23 protein-coding genes are annotated in these 25,509 nt (G+C 68.2%); 14 read left to right on the top strand and 9 right to left on the bottom strand.

Going from position 1 to position 25,509, the window contains the following annotated elements:
* Positions 1-107: 107 nt before the first annotated feature.
* From LX13_RS20380 to LX13_RS20365, 4 genes are all read left to right on the top strand, one after another.
* A complete protein-coding gene (locus tag LX13_RS20380) occupies positions 108-683 on the top strand; it encodes a TerD family protein (RefSeq protein WP_253663160.1) in 576 nt (191 codons plus the stop codon).
* A gap of 118 nt (positions 684-801) precedes the next feature.
* Positions 802-1,950, top strand: coding sequence for a DUF475 domain-containing protein (locus LX13_RS20375; RefSeq protein WP_253663159.1), 1,149 nt, complete (start codon positions 802-804; stop codon positions 1,948-1,950).
* Positions 1,951-1,963: 13 nt separating this feature from the next.
* Entirely contained in the window at positions 1,964-3,073 is a 1,110-nt protein-coding gene (locus LX13_RS20370) for a ferredoxin reductase (protein ID WP_308214771.1), read from the top strand.
* Between the two features lie 33 nt (positions 3,074-3,106).
* A complete protein-coding gene (locus LX13_RS20365) occupies positions 3,107-3,931 on the top strand; it encodes an adenylate/guanylate cyclase domain-containing protein (protein WP_253663158.1) in 825 nt (274 codons plus the stop codon).
* A 10-nt stretch (positions 3,932-3,941) separates the two neighbouring features.
* On the opposite strand, the gene LX13_RS20360 is transcribed toward LX13_RS20365, so the two are convergent.
* Positions 3,942-4,619, bottom strand: a complete 678-nt coding sequence (locus LX13_RS20360) for a YoaK family protein (RefSeq protein ID WP_253663157.1) — start codon at positions 4,617-4,619, stop codon at positions 3,942-3,944.
* A 154-nt stretch (positions 4,620-4,773) separates the two neighbouring features.
* Between LX13_RS20360 and LX13_RS20355 the strand changes: the two genes are divergently transcribed.
* Positions 4,774-5,874 carry a glycosyltransferase gene (locus LX13_RS20355; protein ID WP_253663156.1) on the top strand — a complete coding sequence of 367 codons (1,101 nt, stop codon included), beginning with the start codon at positions 4,774-4,776 and terminating at the stop codon, positions 5,872-5,874.
* A gap of 1 nt (position 5,875) precedes the next feature.
* Here the strand turns inward: LX13_RS20355 and LX13_RS20350 are convergent, their stop codons facing one another.
* The gene (locus LX13_RS20350) at positions 5,876-6,739 is read right to left on the bottom strand and encodes a cyclopropane mycolic acid synthase family methyltransferase (protein WP_253663155.1); all 864 of its coding nucleotides are present in this window, start codon (positions 6,737-6,739) and stop codon (positions 5,876-5,878) included.
* Between the two features lie 259 nt (positions 6,740-6,998).
* Between LX13_RS20350 and LX13_RS20345 the strand changes: the two genes are divergently transcribed.
* From LX13_RS20345 to LX13_RS20325, 5 genes are read left to right on the top strand one after another with little or no spacing between them, the layout of a single operon-like run.
* On the top strand, positions 6,999-7,430 hold the full coding sequence (locus tag LX13_RS20345) for a type II toxin-antitoxin system Rv0910 family toxin (protein WP_253663154.1): 432 nt from the start codon (positions 6,999-7,001) through the stop codon (positions 7,428-7,430).
* 25 nt (positions 7,431-7,455) lie between these two features.
* Positions 7,456-9,534, top strand: a complete 2,079-nt coding sequence (locus tag LX13_RS20340; protein ID WP_253663153.1) for an MMPL family transporter — start codon at positions 7,456-7,458, stop codon at positions 9,532-9,534.
* Positions 9,531-10,397: an alpha/beta fold hydrolase gene (locus LX13_RS20335; protein WP_253663152.1), complete on the top strand. Its 867-nt coding sequence runs from the start codon at positions 9,531-9,533 to the stop codon at positions 10,395-10,397. The genes LX13_RS20340 and LX13_RS20335 overlap by 4 nt, the downstream gene beginning before the upstream one ends.
* Positions 10,398-10,410: 13 nt before the next feature.
* A complete protein-coding gene (locus LX13_RS20330) occupies positions 10,411-10,878 on the top strand; it encodes a nitroreductase family deazaflavin-dependent oxidoreductase (protein WP_253663151.1) in 468 nt (155 codons plus the stop codon).
* A 45-nt stretch (positions 10,879-10,923) separates the two neighbouring features.
* Complete coding sequence (locus LX13_RS20325; protein ID WP_253663150.1) at positions 10,924-12,342, top strand: glucose-6-phosphate dehydrogenase; 1,419 nt, start codon at positions 10,924-10,926, stop codon at positions 12,340-12,342.
* Between the two features lie 19 nt (positions 12,343-12,361).
* Here the strand turns inward: LX13_RS20325 and cynS are convergent, their stop codons facing one another.
* Genes cynS through LX13_RS20305 form a run of 4 tightly spaced genes read right to left on the bottom strand, consistent with a single transcriptional unit; the run spans position 12,362 to position 16,534 of the window.
* Positions 12,362-12,814 carry a cyanase gene (cynS, locus tag LX13_RS20320; protein ID WP_253663149.1) on the bottom strand — a complete coding sequence of 151 codons (453 nt, stop codon included), beginning with the start codon at positions 12,812-12,814 and terminating at the stop codon, positions 12,362-12,364.
* 40 nt (positions 12,815-12,854) lie between these two features.
* Positions 12,855-14,714, bottom strand: coding sequence for a glycoside hydrolase family 15 protein (locus LX13_RS20315; RefSeq protein ID WP_372499977.1), 1,860 nt, complete (start codon positions 14,712-14,714; stop codon positions 12,855-12,857).
* A gap of 27 nt (positions 14,715-14,741) precedes the next feature.
* Complete coding sequence (locus LX13_RS20310) at positions 14,742-15,233, bottom strand: CoA-binding protein (protein WP_253663147.1); 492 nt, start codon at positions 15,231-15,233, stop codon at positions 14,742-14,744.
* Positions 15,230-16,534, bottom strand: a complete 1,305-nt coding sequence (locus LX13_RS20305) for an O-acetylhomoserine aminocarboxypropyltransferase/cysteine synthase family protein (protein WP_253663146.1) — start codon at positions 16,532-16,534, stop codon at positions 15,230-15,232. The genes LX13_RS20310 and LX13_RS20305 overlap by 4 nt, the downstream gene beginning before the upstream one ends.
* Before the next feature lie 203 nt (positions 16,535-16,737).
* Here LX13_RS20305 and LX13_RS20300 point away from each other — a divergent pair, with 203 nt between their 5' ends.
* Both LX13_RS20300 and LX13_RS20295 read left to right on the top strand, forming a co-directional pair.
* A complete protein-coding gene (locus tag LX13_RS20300) occupies positions 16,738-20,880 on the top strand; it encodes a bifunctional nitrate reductase/sulfite reductase flavoprotein subunit alpha (RefSeq protein ID WP_253663145.1) in 4,143 nt (1,380 codons plus the stop codon).
* Positions 20,881-20,919: 39 nt separating this feature from the next.
* A complete protein-coding gene (locus LX13_RS20295; protein WP_253663144.1) occupies positions 20,920-21,330 on the top strand; it encodes a hypothetical protein in 411 nt (136 codons plus the stop codon).
* A gap of 3 nt (positions 21,331-21,333) precedes the next feature.
* Here the strand turns inward: LX13_RS20295 and LX13_RS20290 are convergent, their stop codons facing one another.
* On the bottom strand, positions 21,334-21,813 hold the full coding sequence (locus LX13_RS20290; protein ID WP_253663143.1) for a carboxymuconolactone decarboxylase family protein: 480 nt from the start codon (positions 21,811-21,813) through the stop codon (positions 21,334-21,336).
* Complete coding sequence (locus tag LX13_RS20285) at positions 21,810-22,907, bottom strand: NAD(P)H-dependent amine dehydrogenase family protein (protein ID WP_253663142.1); 1,098 nt, start codon at positions 22,905-22,907, stop codon at positions 21,810-21,812. The genes LX13_RS20290 and LX13_RS20285 overlap by 4 nt, the downstream gene beginning before the upstream one ends.
* A gap of 201 nt (positions 22,908-23,108) precedes the next feature.
* On the opposite strand from LX13_RS20285, the gene LX13_RS20280 reads away from it, so the two are divergent.
* A complete protein-coding gene (locus LX13_RS20280) occupies positions 23,109-24,086 on the top strand; it encodes a sensor domain-containing diguanylate cyclase (RefSeq protein WP_253663141.1) in 978 nt (325 codons plus the stop codon).
* A gap of 98 nt (positions 24,087-24,184) precedes the next feature.
* On the top strand, positions 24,185-24,691 hold the full coding sequence (locus LX13_RS20275; protein WP_253663140.1) for a hypothetical protein: 507 nt from the start codon (positions 24,185-24,187) through the stop codon (positions 24,689-24,691).
* Between the two features lie 31 nt (positions 24,692-24,722).
* Here LX13_RS20275 and LX13_RS20270 read toward each other — a convergent pair whose 3' ends face one another.
* Positions 24,723-25,502 carry a GAF domain-containing protein gene (locus tag LX13_RS20270; protein WP_253663139.1) on the bottom strand — a complete coding sequence of 260 codons (780 nt, stop codon included), beginning with the start codon at positions 25,500-25,502 and terminating at the stop codon, positions 24,723-24,725.
* Positions 25,503-25,509 lie beyond the last annotated feature (7 nt).

Raw genomic sequence — 25,509 nt, 5'->3', positions numbered from 1 at the left:
CGGACACCTCGATCGCTCGCACCGGATGTCGGACTTCACGTACGGTGGCTGCAATGTATTCAGACTGGGTTGACCAGCTCTGACAGGCAACAACGGAAAGGACTGACATGGGCGTCAGCTTGAGCAAGGGCGGAAACGTTTCTCTGACGAAGGAGGCCCCGAACCTCACCGCGGTGGCCGTCGGCCTCGGCTGGGACATCCGTTCCACCACCGGCACCGACTTCGACCTCGATGCCAGCGCGATCGGCACCGGGACCGACAAGAAGGCGTTGTCGGACAAGCACTTCGTCTTCTTCAACAACCTCACCTCGCCGGACGGCTCCATCGAACACACCGGTGACAACACCACCGGTGAGGGCGAGGGCGACGACGAGGTCATCAAGGTGAACCTCGCCGCCGTGCCGCCGGAGGTCGACTCGATCGTCTTCCCCGTCTCGATCTACGACGCGGACGCGCGCTCGCAGTCGTTCGGTCAGGTCCGTAACGCGTTCATCCGCGTCGTCGACCAGTCGAACAACTCCGAACTCGCCCGCTACGACCTCACCGAGGACGCGTCCACCGAGACGGCCATGGTGTTCGGCGAGCTGTACCGCAACGGCGCGGAGTGGAAGTTCCGCGCGGTGGGTCAGGGCTACGCCTCGGGACTCGCCGGGATCGCACGGGACTTCGGCGTCAACGTCTGATCTCTCGTCGTGCAGTAACGTCAGACTGCCCATCCACGTGACCAGCACTCGGGAGTCGTGGCCGCCGATGTCGGCGGCACGACTCCCGAACTGCGTCCTCTAGCGGAAGGCCACATCAGTGGTTGTTCGTACCTTCGGGATCTCGGTCCTGGTCACCATCGCCGCACTCGTGGCGGCGTTCGTCTACGGCAGCTGGGAAGCCGTCGCGCTCTGCGCCATCCTCGGCGTCCTCGAGGTGTCGCTGTCCTTCGACAACGCCGTCATCAACGCCACCGTGCTCGAGAAGATGAGCGAGTTCTGGCAGAAGATGTTCCTGACCGTCGGCATCATCATCGCCGTCTTCGGCATGCGTCTGCTGTTCCCGCTGGTCGTCGTCTGGGTCACCGCGGGCCTCAACCCGGTCCAGGCCTTCGACCTCGCGCTCAACCCGCCCGCCGAGGGATCCGGGCAGGAGTCCTACGAGCAGATCCTCACCGACGCCCACCCGCAGATCGCGGCGTTCGGCGGCATGTTCCTGTTCATGCTGTTCCTCAACTTCATCCTGTCCGAGCGCGAGACCAAGTGGCTCTCGTGGTTCGAGAAGCCGCTGGCCACCATCGGCAAGCTCGACCAGCTGTCGGTCATCATCGCCGGCCTCAGCCTGACCCTGGTCGCGGAGTTCCTCGCCGACGACCAGCACCGCGCGACGATCATGATCGCCGGCGTGCTGGGCATGATCACCTACATCGCGGTCGACGGACTCGGATCGCTGTTCCACACCGAGCAGCTCGAGGAGGACCACGAGCGCGACGTCGCCTCGCGCGCCGCAGGCGGTCCGTCCACCCTGGTCAAGGCCACCGGCAAGGCCGCGTTCTTCCTGTTCCTCTACCTCGAGGTCCTCGACGCGTCGTTCTCGTTCGACGGCGTCATCGGCGCGTTCGCGATCACCGCCGACCCGATCATCATCGCCCTGGGGCTCGGCTTCATCGGCGCGATGTTCGTCCGCTCGATCACCGTCTATCTCGTCCGACAGGGCACCCTGTCGGACTACCGCTACCTCGAGCACGGAGCGCACTGGGCCATCGGCGCGCTGTCGGTGATCCTGTTCATCTCGATCGAGTACCACATCAACGAGATCATCACCGGCCTGGTCGGGGTCGCCTTCATCGGCGCCGCCTTCCTCAGCAGCGTCGTCGCCAACCGACGCGAGGAGCGCTCCGACGGCGGTTCGACGCCGAAGGCGGGTGGGGGAGGCTCCCCGTCCGAGATGGCCACTGCGACCGACTGATCCGGAGACCGAAGTGGACCTGCTCAAGTGGAGTAAACACCCCGCGAAAGACGTCGAGGCCGCACGGCCGCAGATCAACATCGTGCGCGGACTGATCGCACGCGCGACGACCCCGCTGCTGCCCGACGACTACCTGCACCTGCTCAACCCGCTGTGGTCGGCGCGGGAACTGCGTGGACGCATCGTGTCGGTCACCAAGGAGACCGCCGACACCGCCACGGTCGAGATAGAGACCGGGTGGGGTTTCTCGCACACCTACGCACCGGGGCAGTACGTCGGCATCGGGTTGCAGGTGGAGGGGCGCTGGCACTGGCGCTCGTATTCGCTGACCTCGATCGGCGAGTCGCGACGCAAGCGCATCACCGTGACCGTGAAGGCCAACCCCGACGGTTTCCTCTCGACACACCTCGTCGACGGCGTGCAGCCGGGCGCCGTCATCCGACTCGCACCGCCACAGGGCGACTTCATCCTGCCGAACCCGGCCCCGGAGAAGCTGCTCTTCATCACCGCGGGCAGCGGCATCACACCGGTCATCTCGATGCTGCGCGGGTTGCGGGCCCGCGGCGACCACCCCGACATCGTCCACGTGCACTCCGCCCCCACCCGCGACGACGTCATCTTCCTCGACGAGCTCGAGGAACTCAGCGCCTCCGAGCACTACGTCCTCGATCTGCAGCTGACCCGGGAGATGGGCAAGGTCGACATGGCCGATCTCGGCAACCGCGTCCCGGACTGGCGGGAGCGGTCGGCGTGGGCGTGCGGCCCGGTGGCCATGCTCGACCAGGTCGAGGCCGTGTGGGCGGAGAACGGCATCGAGGACACCCTGCACATCGAGCGGTTCGCGATCGCACGCACCGACAAGGGCGGTGAGGGCGGCACCGTGACGTTCGCGAGGTCGGACAAGACCGCCGAGATCGACGGCGCCACAACGCTGCTCGAGGCAGGCGAGAAGCTGGGCATCCAGATGCCGTTCGGGTGCCGGATGGGCATCTGCCAGACGTGCGTCGTGCCGTTGAGCGAGGGCTACGTCCGCGATCTGCGCTCCGGGGACGAACACCGCGAGGGCGACCGCATCCAGACCTGCATCAGCACCGTCTCCGGACGATGCACCCTGGACCTGTGACGACGCACTCGGCACGGATGAGACACCAGGACCATGGCTGATCCCGACGACAACCGGCACCCCCATGGACGTGCGTTCCTCGACGGGCTGACCCGCGTCCGGGAATGGGCGGGCCGGGTGAACCGGACGGATTCGGTCGTCGAGGCCGCACGGTCGGCCCGCAAGGTCGCTCCGGGCGATCTGCCGATCCTCGAGGTGTCGAGCAATCCGACGCGTAACAGCGATCGCATCGCCCGACTGATCGGCGAGGCCGGCTCCGCCCAGCCCACCGCCCTGCGCGAACTGGGCCTGACCGCGGTCCAGCTGTGGCAGGCGCTGGTCGCGCGCCGACCGGCGGTGTCGGCGCCCAGTGAGTACGTGACGATCCTGTTCACCGATCTGGTCGGCTTCTCCACCTGGGCACTGCGGGCCGGGGACGACAAGGTCCTCACGCTTCTCCGCCAGGTCAACGCAGCGACCACCGACATCGTCACCCGCCGCAACGGTCGCGTGGTCAAGTCGTTGGGGGACGGGGTGATGGCGGTGTTCGTCGACGGCGCCGACGCGATCGAGGCGGCCCACGAAGCCGGCCTGGCGGTCAGCGCGATCACCATCGACGGCTACCGCCCCCAGCTACGCGCGGGGCTGCACACCGGCAAGCCACGGCGCGACGGCGACGACTACCTCGGGGTCGACGTCAACATCGCCGCGCGGGTGGCCGACGCGGCGTCCGGGGGAGAGGTCCTGGCGACGAGTTCCACTCTCGATGTCACCGATGCCGACAAGTACATCAAGCGGCGCAGGCGGTTTCGGGCGAAGGGCGCCCCGAAGGACCTGATCGTCTACGCCGTCGTCCCGAAGTACGACTCGGGACAGTGACGCGGCTCGATCAGCCGAGCACCCCGGTGCGGTCGGCCACGGTGTAGGTGTACGTCGAGACCACCGCGCTGATCACGGTGGCCGTGACGAGCATCTGCGGGTTGCTGATGACCAGGCTGACCAGTCCGCCGATCAGGGCGCCTGCGACGAACGAGAAGTACAGCAGGAAGTATCCGAGCCAGTCCGACGCCTTGCCGCCACTGATGTGGCGTTCGATTCCCTGTCCCATCTTCACCAGCGTGCCGGTCACGTAACTCAGCGGGATCGACACCTCACCGTCCTTGCAGAACGACGTGTTCAGCGCGCCGATACCGAAGGCCACGAACAGGATCGGGACGAACTCGACCTGCGGTGCGTCCCAGCCGGCCATGATCAGGTCGACCACGGACGCGACCACGAGGGCGAACGTGGTCAGAACGGTGGCGCCGTGCGGGTGGTTGACCCACAGGTGGCGTCGGCACAGCGACGCGACCACGACCCCGCCGACGAAACTCAGGGTGATGAAGATGGCGGCGCGCGCCATCGTCGGCTGATCGGTGAAGAAACCGAGCACCCCACGTTCGGCGTTGCCGGTCATGAAGGTCACGAAATATCCACCGGTGACGGTGAAAGCGGCAGCGCCGACCAATCCCGCCAGGCCTGCGAGCACCCAGGACAACCGGGCTTCGCTGTCTGCGATCACGTCCATGTGGCCGAGGTTAGCGAAAGTTCGCCGACCGCGCCGTGACCGAACTGCCCGATGTGCCGGACCACAACATCGGCAGCGTTCTGTTGTGTGATCGTTGTGCCGCTGTACATCTCACCGACAACGGCCCGTGTGATCCCCGACTCATACTGCGGCGATGCACATCGTTCAGGTCGCGAATTTCTACGGACCCCGCTCCGGGGGTCTGCGCACCGCGGTCGATCAACTCGGCTGGGGCTACACCGACCGCGGGCACACCGTGTCGGTTGTCGTCCCCGGCCGCCGAGCCCGCGAGGAGGTCCTGGCGTCGGGGGTGTGTCGCATCACCGTTCCCGCACTGCAGATCCCGTTCACCGGCGGCTACCGGGTGGCCGATCCCCATCGGGTCACTCAGGTGTTGCGCGGGTTGCGACCCGATGCGATCGAGGTGTCGGACCGACTGACGTTGCGTGGTCTCGGGCCGTGGGCTCGCCGCCGCGACATCGCCGCGGTGATGATCTCGCACGAGCGTCTCGATCGGCTGCTCGGCCAGGTCATGCCGACCCGATATGCCCGTGCCGCAGCTGATCTCGCGAACTCACGGACCGCAGCCGGCTACGACGCCGTGGTCTGCACCACGGAGTTCGCGCGCGCGGAGTTCGACCGCATCGGGGCGACGAACGTCCACCGGGTGCCGTTCGGCGTCGATCTCGACCTGTTCCATCCACGACGACGAGATCTCGATGCCGCCCGGACGTGGCGCGGGTCCGCACGGCACCTGATGGTGCACTGCGGTCGCCTGTCGGTGGAGAAACACGTCGAGCGCAGCATCGACTCGTGCGCGCACCTCGTGCGGTCGGGGATCGACACCCACCTCGTGATCGCCGGCGACGGACCCCGACGCGCCGCCCTCACCCGTCGCGCCGCGGGACTGCCCGTGACGTTCACGGGATTCCTCGAGAGTCGGACCGCGGTGGCCGGGCTCCTCGCCGCCGCCGACGTCGCCATGGCCCCCGGGCCGCACGAGACGTTCTGCCTCTCCGCGCTCGAGGCGTTGGCGGCGGGGACCCCGGTCGTCGCCTCGCGGACCTCGGCGGTCGCCGAGATGCTCACCGACCGCTGCGGCGCGGTGGTCCACAACACCGCCGAGTCGTTCGCCGAGGGGGTCCAGACCGTGTTCGGCCTCCCCGAGGGCGGCCGAACCGACGCCCGGCGACGTGCCGAGGTGTTCGGTTGGCCGTCCTCGGTGGACGGGATGCTCGACGTTCTGAGCGCCTGACCTACTTGGCGAGCGTGAACTGCATGACGTCGATGTAGCCGTTGCGGAAGTAGTCGGCGCACCCGGTCAGGTAGTGGATGTAGGTGTTGTAGACGTCTTCGGACGCGATACGGATCGCGTCCTCACGACGCTTCTGGAGAGCGTCGGCCCAGATGTCGAGGGTGCGCGCGTAGTGCTGCTGCAGCGGCTGGATCTTCTCGACCGTGAAGCCGGCGGCGGTCGACTCCCGCTCGACGTCGTGCGGCTCGGGCAGCTGACCACCGGGGAAGATCTCGTTGGCGATGAAGCGGGCGAACTGCAGGACGTCCCGGGTGATCGGCAGGCCCTTCTCCCGGATGACATGCCGGTTGAACGCGACGATCGTGTGCAGCAACATGCGTCCGTCGGCAGGCAGCAGGTTGTAGGTCTTCTCGAAGAACTGCGGGTACCGCTCGGCCCGGAAGTGCTCGAACGCGCCGATGCTGACGATCCGGTCGACGGGCTGGTCGAACTCCTCCCACCCCTGCAGCCGCACCTCGGCGGTCCGGCCCGCAGGGGTCGCCTCGGCGAGCGACGCGTTGACGAGCTCGTACTGGTTCTTGCTCAACGTCAGCCCGATCACGTTGACGTCGTAGCGCTCCATCGCGCGCTTGATGGTGGTACCCCACCCGCAGCCGACGTCGAGCAGAGTCATGCCCGGCTCGAGTCCGAGCTTGCCCAGGGAGAGATCGATCTTCGCGTACTGCGCCTGCTCCAACGTGAAGTCGTCCTGCTCGAAGTACGCGCAGCTGTACATCCGCGACGGATCGAGGAAGAGGTCGAAGAAGTCGTTGGAGAGGTCGTAGTGGGCCTGTACGTCCTCGTAGAACGGGTCGAGATCGGTCATGGGTGAGAGTTACCTTCCGTAGATGTCCCCCCGGACCGGCGTGGCCGGGGCCGCGGGTGCCCGGGTGACCCGGGTCACCACCTCAACAGCGGCGTCGGGCCACGATACCGCGCGCTCCGACGGCTACCGGTACCGTCACGTCAAGCACTGTGGAACCCAGAGCGACCGATCCGGTACCCACCGGCGACGTCGCGCATGCGGTGCACACGACACCAGAAACCCAGACATGCACCGTGCGTGCAGCAGGAGGAATCAACCGGTGGCAAGTGTGACTGTGACCGTCCGCTCCGACCTCGAACCCGCGGCCGCGTGGGCGCTGGCGTCGGATCTGCAGCGGTTCGACGAATGGCTGACCATCTTCGCCGGATGGAAGTCCGATGTCCCCACGACGATCGCGAAGGGCACGAAGGCCTCGTCGTTGATCAAGGTGAAGGGCTTCCGCAACACGATCAACTGGACCGTGACCGAGTACGACGAGCCGAAGCGCATCGGACTCAAGGGCACCGGTCGCGGCGGGGTGAAGATCGATCTGTCGATGACCGTCTCACCCGACGGGAGCGGATCCACCTTCGACCTGACGGCCGATCTCAGCGGCGGGCTGCTCAGCGGCCCGGTGGGCAAACTCGTCGCCCGGGTCATCGAGTCCGACGTACGGTCCTCGGTGGACAACCTGGCGGCACTGACCGCCTGACCCGCGACGCGGCAAGGAACCCACGATGGAGCGACTCGCACGCCTGGTCATCGGACACCGTCGTTGGGTGCTGGCCGCGTGGCTGCTCCTCGCGGTGGTCGGCGGGTACGCCGCGCCGCAGGCCACCACGGCCCTGAGCTACGACTTCAGCCTGCCGGGTCAGCCCGGGTACGAATCGAACCTCGACATCATCGAGCAGTTCGGCAACGGCGGCGGCAACCCGCCGATCCTGGTGGTCGTGGGCGACCGCGAGCAGCCGGTCCCCATCTCGGCAGGCGAGACGGTCGGCCGGCTCGCCGCGCAGGCGGCGCCGGGTGCCCGCGTCGCGTCGTTCGCCGACCAGCCTGCGCTGCTGTCGAAGGACAAGACGGTCGGGGTGGTGGCCGTGTACCCGCGCCCACTGCCGGGTTCCGACGTCTACGGCGCAGCACTGCCCGCGGTGAAATCGGTTGCCACGCAGGTGCAGGAGTCCACCGGGGTGCCGGTGACGGTCACGGGTCAGGAGGAACTCGCCAGCGGCGGCGGTGGGGGAGGCGTCGACATCCTCGCCGAGACACTGTTCGGCGGCGTCGGCGCCCTCGTCGTCCTCGCGTTGGTCTTCGGTTCGTTCCTCGCGATCATGCCGCTGCTCATCGCCGCGGCGTCGATCCTGACGACGTTCCTCATCGTCTGGGGTCTCACCGCGGTCACCGACGTGTCGTTCATCGTGCAGTACCTGCTCGCCCTGATCGGCCTGGGCGTCGCCATCGACTACGCCCTGCTGCTGGTGACCCGATGGCGGGAGGAACGCGGCCACGGCGCCGACAACGCCGAGGCGGTACGCCGCGCGATGGTGACCGCGGGACGGTCGGTGTTGTTCTCCGGCATCACCGTCGCGGTCAGCCTCGCCGCGCTCATCGCCCTACCGGTCCCGTTTTTGCGCAGCATCGGCTTCACCGGTCTGCTCATCCCGGTGGTCAGTGTGATCGCAGCGCTGACGTTGCTGCCCGCACTCCTGCTGACCGTGGGCCCGCGACTCGCGTGGCCCCACCGGCGATCGACGGACCCCGACAGCAGACTCTGGCACCGGGTCGGTGTCATCGTCGTCCGACACCGCTGGTGGTCGGCGATCGCCGCGATCGTCGTACTGATCGCGATGGCGGCCCCACTCGTCGGCCTGCAACTCGGCCAGCCGACCAACGACTCGCTCGCATCCACCGGCGGCCCGGCCGGAGCCGCGATCACCCACGTCGAGGAGTCCGGTCTCGGCGCGGGACTGACCGCACCGGTCGAGATCGTCACCACCGATCCCCAGCGGGTCATCGCCGCCGTCTCCGACGTCGACGGGGTCGCCGCCGTCATCGCGCCGGGATCGTGGACGGCCGGCGGGCGTTCGGTGGTCGACGCATGGACGACCGCCGACGCGTCCAGCGGGACCGGGGCCGACGCGGCGGCCGCGATCCGAACCGCCGCGGAGAAGACCGGCGCCGACGTGGGCGGGGCACCCGCGCAGAACGCGGACTTCATCGACGCCGTCTACGGCAACGCGTGGTGGATCATCCTCATCATCGTGATCGTCACGTTCGCACTGCTCGTGCGTGCGCTGCGATCGATCGTGCTCCCGCTGAAGGCGTTGCTGCTCAACGTGATCTCGCTGGCCGCCGCGTACGGGATCACGGTGCTCGTCTGGCAGGACGGCGTCGGAACGCAACTGTTGTTCGACCAGGACTCCTCCGGCGCCATCACCGTGTGGATCCCGATCGCGGTGTTCGCCTTCCTCTTCGGGCTGTCCATGGACTACGAGGTGTTCCTGCTCAGTCGCATCCGGGAGGAGTACGACTCCACCGGTGACACCGACGAGGCGACCGTGGTCGGACTGGCCCGCACGGGCCGACTCGTCACCTGCGCCGCGCTGGTCCTGTTCCTGGCGTTCATCTCGCTGTCCCGGGTGCCTGCCACCGACGTCAAGATCCTGGCGACGGCGTTGGCCCTCGGGATCATCATCGACGCCACGATCGTGCGGGGCGTTCTCGCACCGGCGCTCGTGGCAGCACTCGGACCCATCAACTGGTGGTTGCCCCGCCGGCTCCGGCCGTCGGCTCCACACGAAGGCGGACATCCATGACCGGCATCACCCACACCCGCATCCACGGTGAGCGTGTCGCCTACCGCGACGCCGGCACCGGCGACGCGATCCTGCTGATCCACGGCATGGCGGGCAACTCGACCACCTGGCGCGGGGTGATGCCGTCGCTGGCGACCCGGTATCGCCTGATCGCACCCGATCTGCCCGGCCACGGCGAGTCGGGAAAGCCGCGCGGTGACTACTCGCTGGGGTCGTTCGCCGCCTGGCTGCGCGACCTGCTCGACGAACTCGAGATCGACCGCGTGACCGTCGTGGGTCAGTCTCTCGGAGGCGGCGTGGCCATGCAGTTCACCTATCAGCACCCCGAGTACTGCGAGCGTTTGTCGTTGATCGGCAGCGGCGGCCTCGGACCCGACGTCAGTTGGACCCTGCGGTTGCTGGCCGCCCCCGGCGCAGAGTTGTTGATGCCCGTCATCGCGTCCAGACCGATCATCACCGCGGGCACGGCCGTGCACTCCTGGCTCACCGCCCGGGGACTCCGCGCCCCGCGGGCCAACGAGATGTGGCAGGCCCACGCCTCGCTCGGGGACCGCGAGACCCGTCAGGCCTTCCTCCGGACGTTGCGATCGGTGGTCGATCACCGCGGCCAGGCCGTCAGCGCCCTGAGTCGCCTCTACCTGAACACGGGACTGCCCACGCTGTTGATCTGGGGCGACGACGACGCGATCATCCCCGTCGAACACGGATACGCGGCGCACGAGGCGATGCCGGACAGTCGCCTCGAGGTCCTGCCCGGCGTCGGACACTTCCCGCAGGTCGAGGCACCTGAGACCGTCGCCCGACTCCTCGGCGAGTTCATGACCGAGTCGCCGGGGTCACTGCGCACCGGCGATCGCCGCTGACTACCGTCGACACATGGGACTGCTCACACCGCTCGCCGTCAAGATCGGCGCCATCTCGTGGATGCCGAAAGCGCTACCCCAGATCGAGAAGTGGGACAGTCGGCTGCAGCGATTCACCTCCGGACGCGTCAGCGTCCTCGACATCGCCGGTCTGCCCAACCTGATGCTGCGGGTGCCCGGCCGCAAGAGCGGCGCGATCCGGTCGACACCACTGCTGTGCGTGCCGCACGAGGGCGGATGGTTGATCGCCGGTTCGTATTTCGGCGCACAGAAGATGCCCGTCTGGGTGCTCAACCTCCGGGCGACCGAGAAGGCCGAGATCGTCGTCGACCGCGAGACGGTGCCGGTGGCGTGGCGGGAGATCTCCGGGGCCGAACGCGCACGCCTCTGGGACGTGATGGTGCGCACCTGGCCCAACTTCACGCTGTACGAGAAGCGCACCGATCGCGAGATCCCGGTCTTCGCACTGACCCGTCGTTGACGGCTCGCCGCGCCGAGCACACCGCGCGGCAGGCATAGTGGTGTCATGGCTGACGACACCCCCACGGTCTTCGTTCTCTTCGGTTCGACCGGAGATCTCGCGAAGCGAATGGTCTTGCCCGCGTTCTTCGAACTCGCGCAACGAGACCTGCTCCCCGCACGCTGGCGACTGATCGGCAACGGCCGCGGGAAGCGGACCGACGACGAGTTCCGCAACCACGTCAAGGACGCGCTCGACGAGTTCGGTCCGGGCACCGACAACGACACGTGGAAGACGTTCGCCGAGAACCTCCGGTTCGCCGGTGGTGGTTTCACCGCCGAGGACCCGGGCGCGTTGCCCGACGTCATCGACGAGGTGCGCAACGACGACGACTTCGACGGCGACGACGTGCAGCTCGTGCACTACATCGCGCTGCCGCCCGCGACCTTCACCGATTACACCAAGGCACTGGGCGAGCACGGCCTCGCCGAGGGATCGCGTGTGGTGTACGAGAAGCCTTTCGGCACATCACAGAAGGCGTTCGAGCAGCTCGACGCCGCGGTGCACGAGGTCTTCGACGAGCAGCAGGTCTACCGGATCGATCACTTCCTGGGCAAGGAGAGCACCCAGAACCTGCACATCCTGCGTTTCGCCAACGGGATGTTCGCCGGGTTGTGGAATCGCGAGCACGTGGAGCAGGTCCAGATCGACGTGCCCGAGACCCTCGACATCGACGACCGCGCCGAGTTCTACGACGCCACCGGTGCCGTCCTCGACATGCTCGTCACCCATCTGTTCCAGGTCGCGGCCGAGGTGGCCATGGAGCCGCCGATCAGCCTGGGTGCCGACGATCTGCAGAGCGCCCGTGAATCGGTCATCGCCGCCTTCCGGCCCATCGACACCGCCGAGGTCGTCCTCGGGCAGTATCGGGGGTTCCGTGAGACCGAGGGCATCGCAGACGATTCCAACACCGACACCTACGTCGCGGCCCGCATGTGGGTGGACACCGATCGCTGGCGCGACGTGCCGTTCGTGATGCGCACCGGCAAGATGCTCGGCGCCTCCGCGCAGCGGGTGACGCTGGTGTTCCGACGGCCCGACGACGGCCCCATCAAGCACCTGCCCGCCGACGGCGCCGCGCTCACGTTCGACCTCTCCGGCGACGGCGCGATCGACGTCACCGTGACCGTGAAGAAGCCCGGACCGGGCGAGGATCTGACCGTGGCGCATCTCGATCTGCCCCTCGACACCGTCGCACCGACCGATGGCGGTGGGCTGTCCCCGTATTCGCGACTGCTCTACGACGTGCTCGACGGCGACCGGTCGTTGTTCACCCGGCCCGACGGTCTCGCCCACGTCTGGGAGGTGGCCGCGCCGCTGCTCGACAACCCGCCTGCGGTCCAGCCGTACGAGGCGGGATCGATGGGTCCCGGCGCGGCCGACGACCTCGCCGCACCGGTCGGATGGTTCACCACCGCGTCCTGAAAAACGCTGTGCGGCCGGGTCAGTCGCCGCTGACCCAGTCGTAGGGCAGGAACTTGCCGTCAAGGGTGATGACGACACGGTCCCCGGTCGGGTGCGTCTTCCTGTCGATGTCGACGCTGAAGTTGATGGCGCTCATGATGCCGTCGCCGAAGTTCTCGTGGATCAGTTCCTTGATCGCGGGGCCGTACACCGCCAGCGCCTCGTACAGGCGATAGATCGTCGGGTCGGACATGGCGACGTCACGGTCGGTGCCCCGCACCGGGACCGCTCCGAGCAGTGGGATGACGTCGGTGTCGAGTCCGAGCTTCTCGACGAGGATCTCGGCCTCCGGACGCGGGATCGGGTGCTGGCCCAGCAGCGCCGCGGTCGTCCACACGACCGGCCGGTCGATCGCGTCGGCCAGCTGCTGCCAGGTCAGCCCGCGGCTGATCCGGTTCGCCGTGATCACCTCGGTGAGTTCGATTCTGTTCATCCGTCATCACTACCGCACCGCACCGGCTCCTGCAGGACGGTCAGGCGCCGAGTTCGCGGTCCAGGTTGAACGCGGCCGAGATCAACGCCAGGTGGGTGAACGCCTGCGGGAAGTTGCCGAGTTGTTCACCGGTCAGACCGACCTGCTCGGCGTAGAGACCGAGATGGTTGGCGTGGGTGAACATCTTCTCCAACGCCAACCGTGCGTCGGCTCGACGACCCACCCGGGTCAACGCCTCGACGTACCAGAACGAACACAGCGAGAACGTGCCCTCGGTGCCGCTGAGGCCGTCGTCGTGATCGCTCGCGTCGTACCGGAACACCAGTGAGTCGCTGACCAGTTGACCCTCGATGGCCTCCAGGGTGGACAAGAACCGGGGATCGGTGGGGGACAGCAGCTTCACCGCTGGGATCAGCAGCAGCGACGCATCCAGGTGATCGGACTCGAAGGTCTGGGTGAACGCCTGGCGCTTGTCGTTCCAGCCCTTCTCCATGATCTGGTGGAATATCTCGTCGCGTGTCGCCATCCAGGTGCCGACGTCGCCGGGCAGTCCGCGCTGCCTGCTCATCCGGATCATCCGCTCGAAGGCGACCCAGCACATCAGGCGGGAGTAGACGAAGTTCTGGGACTCCGACCGCACCTCCCAGATGCTCTCGTCGGATTGATCCCAGTTGTCGACCAGCCAGGACATGACCTCGCACAACTGATTCCACGAGTTGTAGGAGATACCCGCGCCGTACTTGTTGAACAGATAGACCGAGTCGATCAGTTCGCCGTAGATGTCGAGCTGCAGCTGATTGGTGGCGCCGTTGCCCACGTTGACCGGCGTTGATCCCCGATACCCCTCCCAGTGCTCCAGTGAGTGCTCATCGGGCGGGGTCTCACCGTCGATCGTGTACATCAGGCGCAGCGGGCGGCCGTCCTCGTCGCCTCCGTCACTGAACCGATCGGTGAGCCAGCTCATGAAGGCCGCGGCCTCGTCGTTGAACCCCAGACGCAGCAACCCGTACAGGGAGAAGGCCGCGTCGCGGATCCACACATACCGGTAGTCCCAGTTGCGTTCGCCGCCGATCTCCTCGGGCAGCGCCGTGGTGACCGACGCCACGATGGCCCCGGTCGGCTCGTGCGTCATCAGCTTCAGGGCGAGCGCCGAGCGGTGCACCATCTCGCGCCACCGGCCCTTGTAGTTCGATTGCGCGAGCCACGACTGCCAGAACCGCACCGTGGCGTGGACGATGTGGCCGGATGCGACGGAATCGACCTCGTCGTCCGGGATCTCGTCGACCCCGAGGGAGAACGTGGCCGTCTCGCCGACGCCGAGTTGCACCGTGGCGGTCACGGTGTCGTCGTCGGCGAGCTCCAGCGGGACATCGGCGGCGAGGTGCAGCGTGAGGTCACCGCCGGACAGGGTGAACCGGCGGTCGCCGTCGGCCTCGACGGTACGTTCGGCGCGGCCGTAGTCGAACTGCGGATCCAGGCGCATCGACATCGTCACCCGCCCACGGACGCACTCGATCCGACGCACGATCCGGGTGCGGTGGTCGGGGTCCTTGGGCTTGGTCAGTGGCATCAGGTCCTGGACCTCGGCGACACCGTCCTCGCTCATGAAGCGGGTGACGAGGACGTTCGAGTCCGGCAGGTAGAACTGCTTCGTCGACACCAGTCCGTCGACCATGGCGACGTCCCACGAACCGCCCTTGCCCGAGTCGAGCAGCGCGCCGAACACGCTGGGGGAGTCGAAGCGGGGGCAGCAGAACCAGTCGATCCGACCGTTGATGCCGACCAGTGCGGCCGTCCGGAGGTCGCCGATGACGCCGTGATCGGCGATGGGGAGATAGCCGTTGGTCGAGTCGTCGGTGATCGGGATCGTGGTGGCGTCGTTGCGGGTCACACTCCCCATACTGGCAGTACGCCGCGGATCAGCCGGTCAGAGGCCTGATCGGCGTCGCGAGTCGATCACACCGGTGTCGAAACCGGCCAGGTGCAGCCCGCCGTGGAACCGTGCGTGTTCGATCTTGATGCACCGGTCCATCACCACCGTCAGGCCCGCCTCCTCGGCCCTGTGTGCGACGTCCTCGTGCCACAGCCCCAGCTGCAGCCAGATCGCCCGGGCACCGACCGCGATGGTCTCGTCGAGCACCGAGGGCAGGTCGTCGTGTCGGCGGAACACATCGACGAGGTCGGGCGTCTCGGGGAGATCGGCGAGCGTCGGGTAGACCGGCGTCCCGTCCACGTTGTCGATGGTCGGGTTCACCAGGTAGATGGTGTAGTCCGACGTCGACGACAGGTAGCGGTTGACGAAGTAGCTCGCCCGCGCCGGGTTGGCCGAGGCGCCGACGATCGCGATCGTCCTGGTGTCGAGGAGCAGTTCACGCCGGCGTTGCGCCGACGGACCCTGCCAGGTGCGTTGTGCGGTCATGCGTCGACCCCTGACTGCGACGTCGCCTGTGTGAGGGCCTGATCGAGATCCCAGATGATGTCGGCCGGGTCCTCGATGCCGACGCTGATCCGGATCAGTTCCGGACCCACGCCTGCCCCCTCGAGCTGGGCGTCGGTGAGCTGGCGGTGGGTGGTGCTCGCCGGGTGGATGACCAGGGTGCGGACGTCGCCGATGTTCGCGACGTGGCTGGCGAGCCGGACGCTCTCGACGAACTTCTGGCCGGCGACACGACCGCCCTCGATGCCGAACGCGAACACCGCACCCGGTCCGGCCGGGAGATACTTCGCGGCGCGTTCGGCGTGCGGGTGGTCCGGCAGACCGGCCCACCGCACGTAGGAGACGCGGGGGTCGGCGTCCAGCCATTGCGCGACGGCGCGGGTGTTGGCGATGTGCGCGTCCATCCGCTGGGGGAGCGTCTCGATCCCCTGGATCAGTTGGAACGCCGAGGTGGGCGCGAGGCTCGCACCGAGATCGCGGACCTGTTCGCTGCGGACCTTCGTCAGGAACCCGTACTCACCGAAGTTGCCCCACCAGCTCAGCCCGCCGTACGCCGCCACCGGGTCGGTCATGGCCGGGAAACGGCCCGAACCCCAGTCGAATCGGCCGGACTCGATGATCACACCGCCGAGCGTGGTGCCGTGACCGCCGAGGAACTTGGTGGCCGAGTGCACGACGATGTCGGCGCCGAACTCCAGCGGACGGCACAGCCACGGGGTCGCCATGGTGGAGTCGACGACGAGGGGCAGGCCGTGCTCGTGGGCCACGGCGGCGAGTCCCTCGAGGTCGGCGATCTCGCCGGACGGGTTGCTGATCACCTCGGCGTAGATCAGTTTCGTCGAGTCGGTGATGGCCGCCGCGTAGTCGGCCGGGTCGGTGCCGACCACGAAGGTGGTGTCGACACCGAACCGGCGCAGGGTGACGTCGAGCTGGGTGACGGTGCCGCCGTAGAGGCCGGCTGCGGCGACGATGTGATCGCCCGCGCCGGCGAGGGTCGCGAACACCGCGAACTCCGCGGACAGGCCGCTCGCGGTGGCCACCGCGCCGATCCCGCCCTCGAGGCTGGCCATCCGTTCCTCGAACGCGGCGACGGTGGGATTGCCGATGCGGCTGTAGATGTTGCCGTACTTCTGCAGGGCGAAGAGATCGCCCGCGTCGGCGGCATCGGCGAAGACATAACTCGCCGTCTGGTAGATCGGGACGGCGCGCGCACCTGTGTGCGGATCGGGTCGGGCACCTGCGTGAATCGCTTTCGTGCGCAACCCGAATTCGTGTTCGGTCACCCGCGCGAGACTATCCGATCTCGACCGACGTGTGGACGGGCCGGGTCCCACCCGGCACGCCACATCGGCAGAGTTGCAATCGCGATGGTCCGATGTGTCCGGACCCGGTCTCACGACGCCAGATCACCCTCGGTGAGGAGATCGTCACCTCGGACACACAGCCATGTAATCGCTCAGATCCGCGGGGTCGACACAGTGGGGGCATGGTCAGATCGGTGTGCGCGTACTGCGGCGTGGGCTGCGGCATGGTGCTGCAGATCGGGTCGGCGCCCTCCGGAGCCCCCACCATCACCAAGACCGTCGGCGACCGGGATCACCCGAGCAACTTCGGTCGCCTGTGCACCAAGGGCAGCACGACCGCGGACATGCTGGCGGCACCGGGCCGACTCGCGACGGCACGTACCCGCACCGATCGCACCGCGCCGCTCGAGCCCGCCGACACCGCCGCCACCATCCGCGCCACCGCGAGCCGCCTCCGCGCGATCATCGACGAACACGGGCCCGACGCGGTCGCGCTGTACGTCTCGGGCCAGATGTCGATGGAGGCTCAGTACCTCGCGAACAAGCTCGCGAAGGGCTTCATCGGCACCAACCAGATCGAGTCGAACTCGCGTCTGTGCATGGCGAGTGCGGGAACCGGGTACAAGCAGTCGCTCGGGGCGGACGGGCCGCCCGGGTCGTACGAGGACTTCGAGCACGCGGACGTCTTCTTCGTGACCGGCGCGAACATGGCCGACTGCCATCCGATCCTGCACCTGCGGATGCTCGACCGCGTCAAACAGGGCGCGAAACTCATCGTCGTCGATCCCCGCCGCACCGCGACCGCCGACAAGGCCGACCTGTTCCTGCAGATCGCGCCCGGCACCGATCTGTGGCTGATGAACGGCATCCTGCATCTCCTCGTCGCGCAGGACCACATCGACCGCGACTTCATCGACCGGTTCACCGACGGTTGGCAGGAGATGCCGGAGTTCCTCGCCGACTACGGCCCGGCCGAGGTCAGCGAGGTGTGCGGGATCGCCGAGGCAGACCTTCGGACCGCGGCGCGGTGGATCGGCGAGGCCGACAACTGGATGAGCTGCTGGACGATGGGGCTGAACCAGTCGACCCACGGCACCTGGAACACCAACACCCTGTGCAACCTGCATCTCGCGACCGGCGCGATCTGTCGGACCGGGAGCGGCCCGTTCTCGCTCACGGGGCAGCCGAACGCGATGGGCGGTCGCGAGATGGGGTACATGGGCCCGGGGCTGCCCGGTCAACGCGCAGCCACCGTCGACGCCGATCGGGCCTTCGTCGAACAGAAGTGGGGGCTGGCCCAGGGGACGATCCGCACCGACGTCGGGGGTGGGACCATCGACATGTTCTCCCGGATGGCCGACGGACAGATCCGGGCGTGCTGGATCATCTGTACCAATCCCGTTGCCAGCGTTGCGAATCGATCCACCGTCATCGCCGGTCTGGAACGGGCCGAACTCGTGATCGCCCAGGACGCGTTCGCCGACACCGAGACCAACGCCCACGCCGACGTCGTGCTGCCCGCGGCGCTGTGGACCGAGTTCGACGGTGTGATGGTGAACTCCGAGCGCACGGTGACGCTGTGCCAACCGGCGCTCGACGCCCCCGGCGAGGCCATGCCGGACTGGCAGATCATCGCCATGATGGCCTGCGAACTCGGCTACGCCGACGCGTTCGACTACACGTGTGCCGAGGAGATCTTCACCGAGATCACCGAGTTCGCCAACCCCCGTACCGGATACGACCTGCGTGGCATCACCTACGAACGGTTGCGGCAGAACGCGATCCAGTGGCCCTGCCCGCCGGACTCGGAGAGCACCCGGCACCCGATCCGCTATCTCAACGACGGCGTGAGCCAGACCCTGCGGATCGCCGAGGACGGCTCGACCCCGCGGCTGTCGTTCCCCACCCCGAGCGGTCGCGCCCAGTTCCTCGCGCGCCCGGCCATGGCGCCCGCCGAGATGCCCGACGACGACTTCCCGTTCGTCCTGAACACCGGCCGACTCCCGCATCAGTGGCACACGATGACCAAGACCGGGAAGGTCGCGAAACTGACCAGACTCAACCCGGGCCCCTTCGTCGAGATCCACCCCGACGACGCCGCCGAGCGCGGTATCGCGGCCGGCGACCCGGTGGAGATCGCGTCCCGTCGCGGCCGGGCGGTGCTGCCCGCGCAGCTCAGTGATCGCGTCCGTCGCGGCAACTGCTTCACCCCGTTCCACTGGAACGACGTGTTCGGCGCCGATCTCGCGATCAATGCGGTCACCAACGACGCGGTCGACCCGGACTCGCAGCAGCCCGAGTTCAAGGCGTGCGCCGTACAGCTCGTGCGTGTCGCGGCCGCAGGCACCGACCACGACCACGAGCACGACACCGACACCGGTTCGACACCCGCACGGTCTGCGGCGCCCGACCGGATCGACGCGCTCGCCGGTGCGCTGGGCGTGAGCGCACAGGCGGTGGAACTGACCGACACCGAGCAACTGTGGGTCGCCGGGCTCCTCTCCGGGCTGCGCGCCGCGGCGACGCGCGGGAGCGTCGGTGTCCCGACCGTCCCCACCACCGCACCCCTGCGACCGGAGACACGAGCCTGGGTCGACGGGGTTCTCGCAGGCATGTTCGCGCGCGCCGATGTCGACGGCTCGGGCGGTGCGACGCCCGCGATCGGTGAGGAGTCCGAGGCCGCAGCCCGGACCGCGGTGGTGCTGTGTGCCTCGCAGACCGGCACCGCGGAGGAGTTCGCCGAAGCGGCCGCCGAACGTCTCCGCGCCACCGGCGTAGGGGTGTCGATGCACACGATGGACGAGTTCCCGGTCGCCGCGCTCGCCGAACACGATGCCGCGCTGTTGATCACGAGTACCACCGGCGACGGCGACGCCCCGGACAACGGAGGCGGGTTCTGGGAGCACGTCAGCTCGTCGGATGCCCCGCCGCTGACCGGCGTGAAGTTCTCGGTGCTGGCGTTCGGCGACTCGAACTACGCCGACTTCTGCGGCCACGGTCGCAAACTCGACGAGCGGCTGGCCGAACTCGGCGCCGACCGCATCATCGACCGCGCCGACTGCGAACCCGACTACGAGGAGACCGCCAATGCGTGGCTCGATTCGGTCAGCGCGCATCTCGGTGACGACGCGGCGGCGACCGGGCCCATGGACCGACCGGACGCGGGCACTACTCGAGCGGTGAACCGAGCCCCGGCCGCGACCGTGGAGTACGGCAAGAAGTCCCCGCTGATCACCTCGCTGGTGCGTAACACCCCACTCAATGCGGCGGGATCGAGCAAGGACGTCCGACAGTTTGGGTTCCATCTGCCCGAGAACACCCTCACCTACGCGGCCGGCGACGCGTTGGGGGTGTGGCCCCGCAACAGCCCCCACCTGATCGACGAGTGGCTCGAGGTCACGCACCTCGACGGCGACACCGTCGTCGAGATCGGCGACACGGGCGCCCGCCCGCTGCGGCAGGCGCTGCGCGAGGACCTCGAGATCGCCCGGATCACGCCGGACCTGCTGCGGTTCGTCGTCAAACGCACCGCCGACGTCGATCTCGAGGCGATGATGCTGCCGGAGAACCGTGAGACCCTCGCCGACTGGACCTGGGGCCGGCAGTCGGTGGACCTGCTCGCGATGCACCCCGTGCACGCCTCGGTCGACGAATGGCTCCGGGTGCTCAAGCCCATGCGGCCGCGTCTCTACTCCATCTCGTCGAGCCCACGGGAGAGTCCCCACGAGGTGCAGCTGACGGTGGCCGCGGTGCGGTACAACGTGCACGGCGTCGCCCGCCGCGGGGTGTGCTCGACCTACCTGGCCGACCACGCCGACGGTGACGACATCGGCATCTTCGTGCAGCGGTCGACGCACTTCCGACCGCCGGCCGACCCGGAGACACCGATGATCATGGTCGGGCCCGGCACCGGTGTCGCGCCGTTCCGCGCGTTCCTCCACGAGCGCCGGGCGCTGGGCCACACCGGCCCGAATTGGCTGTTCTTCGGCGAACAGCACATCGGCAGCGACTTCTACTACCGTGACGAACTCGCGGACCTGCTCGGCGAGGGACACCTGTCCCGGCTCGACGTGGCCTTCTCCCGGGACCAGTCGGACAAGGTCTACGTGCAGGACCGGATGCGCGAACACGGCGCCGAACTCTGGGAGTGGCTCAATCGCGGGGCGTCGTTCTACGTGTGCGGGGACGCCACCCGGATGGCCAAGGACGTCGACGCCGCCCTCAAGGGAGTCGTGGCCCAGTTCGGCAAACTCGCCCCCAGCAGTGCCGACGCCTACGTCAAGGCGCTCGCGGCCGACAAGCGATATCTGCGCGACGTCTACTGAACGGTCCGGGGTGGCCCCGGCGACGGCTAGCCTGAACCGGTGACAGTGATGAGCACGGTGTTCTTCGCTGTGGGCGACTCGGTCGTGGTCGGTGGATGGATCTGGTCGCTGGTGCGTGCCTGGAAGGCCGGGCACGACCCGGATCTGGAACTGGCCATCGAGGCGGCCCGTCACGACCCGCGGGAATCGCAGGCTCAGCTGCGCCGCGACGCCGTCGACTGGAAGCACCGTCTGGAGAATCGCGCGTCCTACCCCGCGTTCGCCTCGGCCGTCGTCAGTGGCATCACCCTGGGCTTCAGCGGCAACGCGGTCGGCCGCGGCACCGGCTACACCGACACCTGGATCATCAGCGCCGCGTTGCTGATCGCGTCGCTCGCGGTCGCGTTCTCGGCGCGGTTGATCACCGCCAAGCGCATCCAGCGGCGCCTGCCGCGCCTGCTCGGTCGATGAGGATCAGTGCGTCGGCAGGACGCAGGCGGTGTCGAGTCCCAGCACCCGGTTGAGTCGGCCGAAGGCGAGCCACGAACCCAGGCACATGCTCAGTTCGACGATCTCGTTCTGGGTGTAGTCCGCCTTCATCCGCGCCCAGAAGTCGTCGTCGATGCCGTGGTGGTCGGTCGCGTACCGCTCGGCGTACTCCGCGGCGAGCCGCGTCCGGGTGTCGAAGGCGTCGGTGGTCCGCCACTGCGCCACCGACCGGTCGAAGTCGGCCTCGACCTTCTGGCCGTCGCGTTCGGTGCGCCAGTCCTGGCAGAAGACGCATCCGTTGATCTGCGCGATGCGCAGCCGCGCGGCCTCGAACTCCCGGAGCCCCAGGGTCGAGTCGAAGTAGACCTTCAACGACAGTGTTGCGGCGGCCGGCCCGATACCGGGCACCATCTCGCCCCAGACGTAGCTGATGGGGTCCTTGCCGTCGGGTACGTCGACGATCATGCCGGTGCCTTCCGTGAGAGTTTTCCGACCGCCGGGGACAGCGGTATGTCGAGGGCGTCGTACAGGCCCGCCGACGCATCGCGTAACCACGGCAACGCGTTGACCAGGCGTCCGACCGCGGTCGCGTTCCCGCCGGCGGCGCGGTTGCCGTCCTCGTCGGTGGCCTCGACGGTGATCGCGATCCGGGGCCGTCCCTCGACGATCACGATGTGGGCGCCGTCGCCGCCGTCCGGGGGAGTGGGCCAGTCCGGCGCGCAGGACGGATGGATGCGGGTGACGTGTTCGATGACGATCAGCGGCCTGCCGTCGACGATCCCCTGTACCTCGAACCGCAACGCGCCCTGCGTACCCCGCTCGAAGGTGCCCATTCGGGCCGTCTCGATGGTGTCGTCGAGGGCGCGACGGTCCAGGGTCTCGCGGATCTCGTCGAGCTCCACCCCGAGCGCCCGTGCGATGAGCCGGATCTGACCTCCCCACACCATCGTCGGGACCGTTGCCGCCACCATCGGCGGCTCGTAGTCCATGGGCTGACCCATGCCGATGAGGTACCGAACCGAGTCCGGCTGGTCGTAGGTCGTGTAGTCGAAGATCTCCTGGCAGCGGACCTCGTCGACGGTGGAGGCGAGACCGGTGGCGAGGACGGGCAGGATGTCGTTTCCCCACCCGGGGTCGACCCCGGAGACGAACAGGCTCCCGCCGCCCGCGGTGATCGCCGCGTCGACCGGTTCGCGGATCTCCGGCGGCGCCGACGCGGGGTCGTAGAGGGCGTAGAGCGACGGGGTGACCACGATCAGCCCTCGTCGCAGCGCGCCGACGATGTCGGCGAGGGCGTCGTCGGGACGGATGTCGCCGGACGCCGCGTAGACCACCGCTGTGGCACCCGCGAGCGTCGTGTCGACGTCGTCGGTGGCGATCACGCCCAGCGATCGACCGAGATCGGCCAGGTCCCCGGCGTCGCGGCCGACCTTCGCGGGGCTGTGCACGATCACCCCGGCCAGCTCGAGGTCGGGATGCGCATCGACCGCGCGTATCGAGGCCCGTCCCACGTTTCCCGTACCCCAGACCACGGTGGGTATCGCCTGTTGCGAGCTCATGTCGGAAAACTGTATAGAACACGTTCTAGTTCTGCGGCGGTTCCGACCAGTCGGACGCCTCCGGACATCTCGCCACCCGTCGGCCCTGTGTGATGTGACAGATCACAACACGGGACGGTAACGGGCGAGCGCGGTCCGGCGATAGGTAACCGAACCACCCGATCCACCGCGGACCGGGCGTCCCTGGTGGAAGGACTTCGGATGACCGACGTCCCGACCGCGCCCCCGCGCTTCGACGATGCCTCCGACGATGTCCTCGCCTATCTCCGTCGGGTGATCCCCATCGGGACATGGACGGTCACGCGATTCGACGGCGAGCGACAGATCTACCTCTCCGTCGACGACACCGATCTCGGGCTGTCATCGGGTGACTCGGTGGCGTGGTCGGATTCGATGTGTCAGTACTCCGTGACCCGTACCCGCCCGACCTTCATCGACGACCCACACGCCGTCGCCGAGTACGCCGCGATCGTGGAGAAGTCCGGGCTCGGAGTCGAGTCGTACGTCGGCTATCCCCTGACGACGTCCGACGGGAAACTGTTCGGCACGCTGTGCGGGTTCGGTCGCAGCCGGCTCCCCGAGACGGCCGAGATCAACGAGGAGCTGATCGTGCTGCTCGCGTCGCTGCTCGCACGGATCCTCGAGGCGGACCTGCAGGCGACCGCCGTCGCCCGCGCCCTCGAGGCAGCGCAACGCAACGCCGACACCGACGCCCTGACCGGTCTGGTCAGCCGTAACGGGTGGCAGCGACTCCTCGAGACCGAGGAGGCCCGGTTCCGCCGGTTCGGCGACCCCGGCGCGGTCGTGATCATCGATCTCGACGATCTGAAGAAGGTCAACGACCGGCACGGTCACCACGCCGGCGACGATCACCTGCGACTGATCGCCACGATGCTGACCGACACGGTCATCGAACCCGGGATCATCGCCCGCATCGGCGGCGACGAGTTCGCGATCCTGCTCACCGACGTCACCGCCACTACGGTCGAGGCGGTGGTGGACCGACTGCGGCGGACGATCTCGAGGAGCGACGTGTCCGCGTCCGTGGGGTTCGGGCTGTACTCGATCGCGGAGGGACTCGACGGAGCCTGGCGCGCGGCCGACGCCGCGATGTACATCGAGAAGATGTCCAAGCGCCCGTTCCGGGAGCACTCCCGAGGTCGCGCCGTCGTCGACTGAGATGACACCGCGGCGATCCGTTTGTGTTTCGTGTCCGGACTTCGACACAGTTGTGCGGTGAGAACAGAACCGACACGACGCAGCGGAGGCGCACACGCATGGGGACACTGATCATCGTGGTGACCGCTGTCCTCGCCGTCTTCGTGCTCCTCGGTGGGGCGTGGTTCGCCGTCGACTCGACGATGCGTGTCCGCCGCTTCGCCCGATCCACCGACCTGGTTCCCGGCCGCGCCGGCCGGGCGCCTGCCGAGTGGACGACCTCCGACGTTCCCGAGGCCGTCACGCACCGACGGATTCGCTACGCGATCGCCACTGTGCACGAGAACCCGACCCTGACCTCCACACCGTCGGTGTCGGCGTCACTGACCCGACTCGACGACGAGGTGTTCGCACTCGACGACCGCCTGATCGCCGCGGCGTCCGCTTCGGAGAACGCAGAAGCCGTGCGTCGCATCGGTTTCGCCGTCGACGAGCTCGAAGCGTTGGCCGGCCGACTCGCCTATGCCTCGCCGCAGGCGGCCGAGCCGATCATCGACACCGCGATCGCGTATCTCCGCGACCCCGTCGAACGTCCGGACGCCGGGGACGACCCGGACAACGACTGACCAGCGTCGTCGCGCCCGCCGCCCGTGCGGGTCAGCTGGTGAAGTAGCGCGGCGGATCCGGGACCGCAGGCGGGATCAGCGTGCCGCCGGCGGTCGGGTCGCCGGGCGCAGAGTCGTGGCCGGCCACGATCGCGGTCGCGTGTTCGGTGGTGGTCACGTCATGGGCTCGGGCCAGACGGGTCAGCTCGTCGCGTGCGGCGTCGGCGTCGATGTCCCGGGCCGCGGCGACGATGCCGATCGCGATGGCCATCGATGCGCTGCCCTCCAGTACCCGCCCGACCGCGGTCGACGCGTGCTCACGGCGCTCTCGTGCGGTGCCCACGGTGAGGGCGAGAGCGGTCAGATCCGCCAGCATCTGACCGAGTCCGTTGGGCCGCGTGACACCCCACGGTTCCGACGTGTGGATGACGACCGATCCGAGGACGACCGACAGCGCGTTGATCGGATAGGCGCGGACCGAACGCATCCCCAGCAATGCGGCGCGTTCGCGGTACGCGGGCCAGCGGGTGTCGTCGGCGATCTCGGCCATCATGGTCGTCGCCCCGCCCAGGGCGCTCTCCAGGCCGGGGCCCGTCGAGTTCAGCATCTGGTCGGCCTCCCGCCGGTCGACCACGGATTCGGCCACGATGTGCGCGACGCGCGACGGCGCTCCGAGCACATAGGGGTCCACCAGGACCACGGTCGCGGAGTACGCCGTCAGACCTTCGCGCGCGTACCGGGCCACCGTCTGCATCACGACCGGCAGATCGAAATCACCGGTCAGCGTGCTCGCCAGATCTGCGATGGCCACCCGTGACTGTTCAGCGGTCACCGCGACC

This window comes from Williamsia maris, from assembly GCF_024171815.1.
GTDB lineage: Bacteria > Actinomycetota > Actinomycetes > Mycobacteriales > Mycobacteriaceae > Williamsia_A > Williamsia_A maris.
Note: the sequence above shows the minus strand (reverse complement) of the source record. Positions and strands in the feature narration are given on the sequence as shown.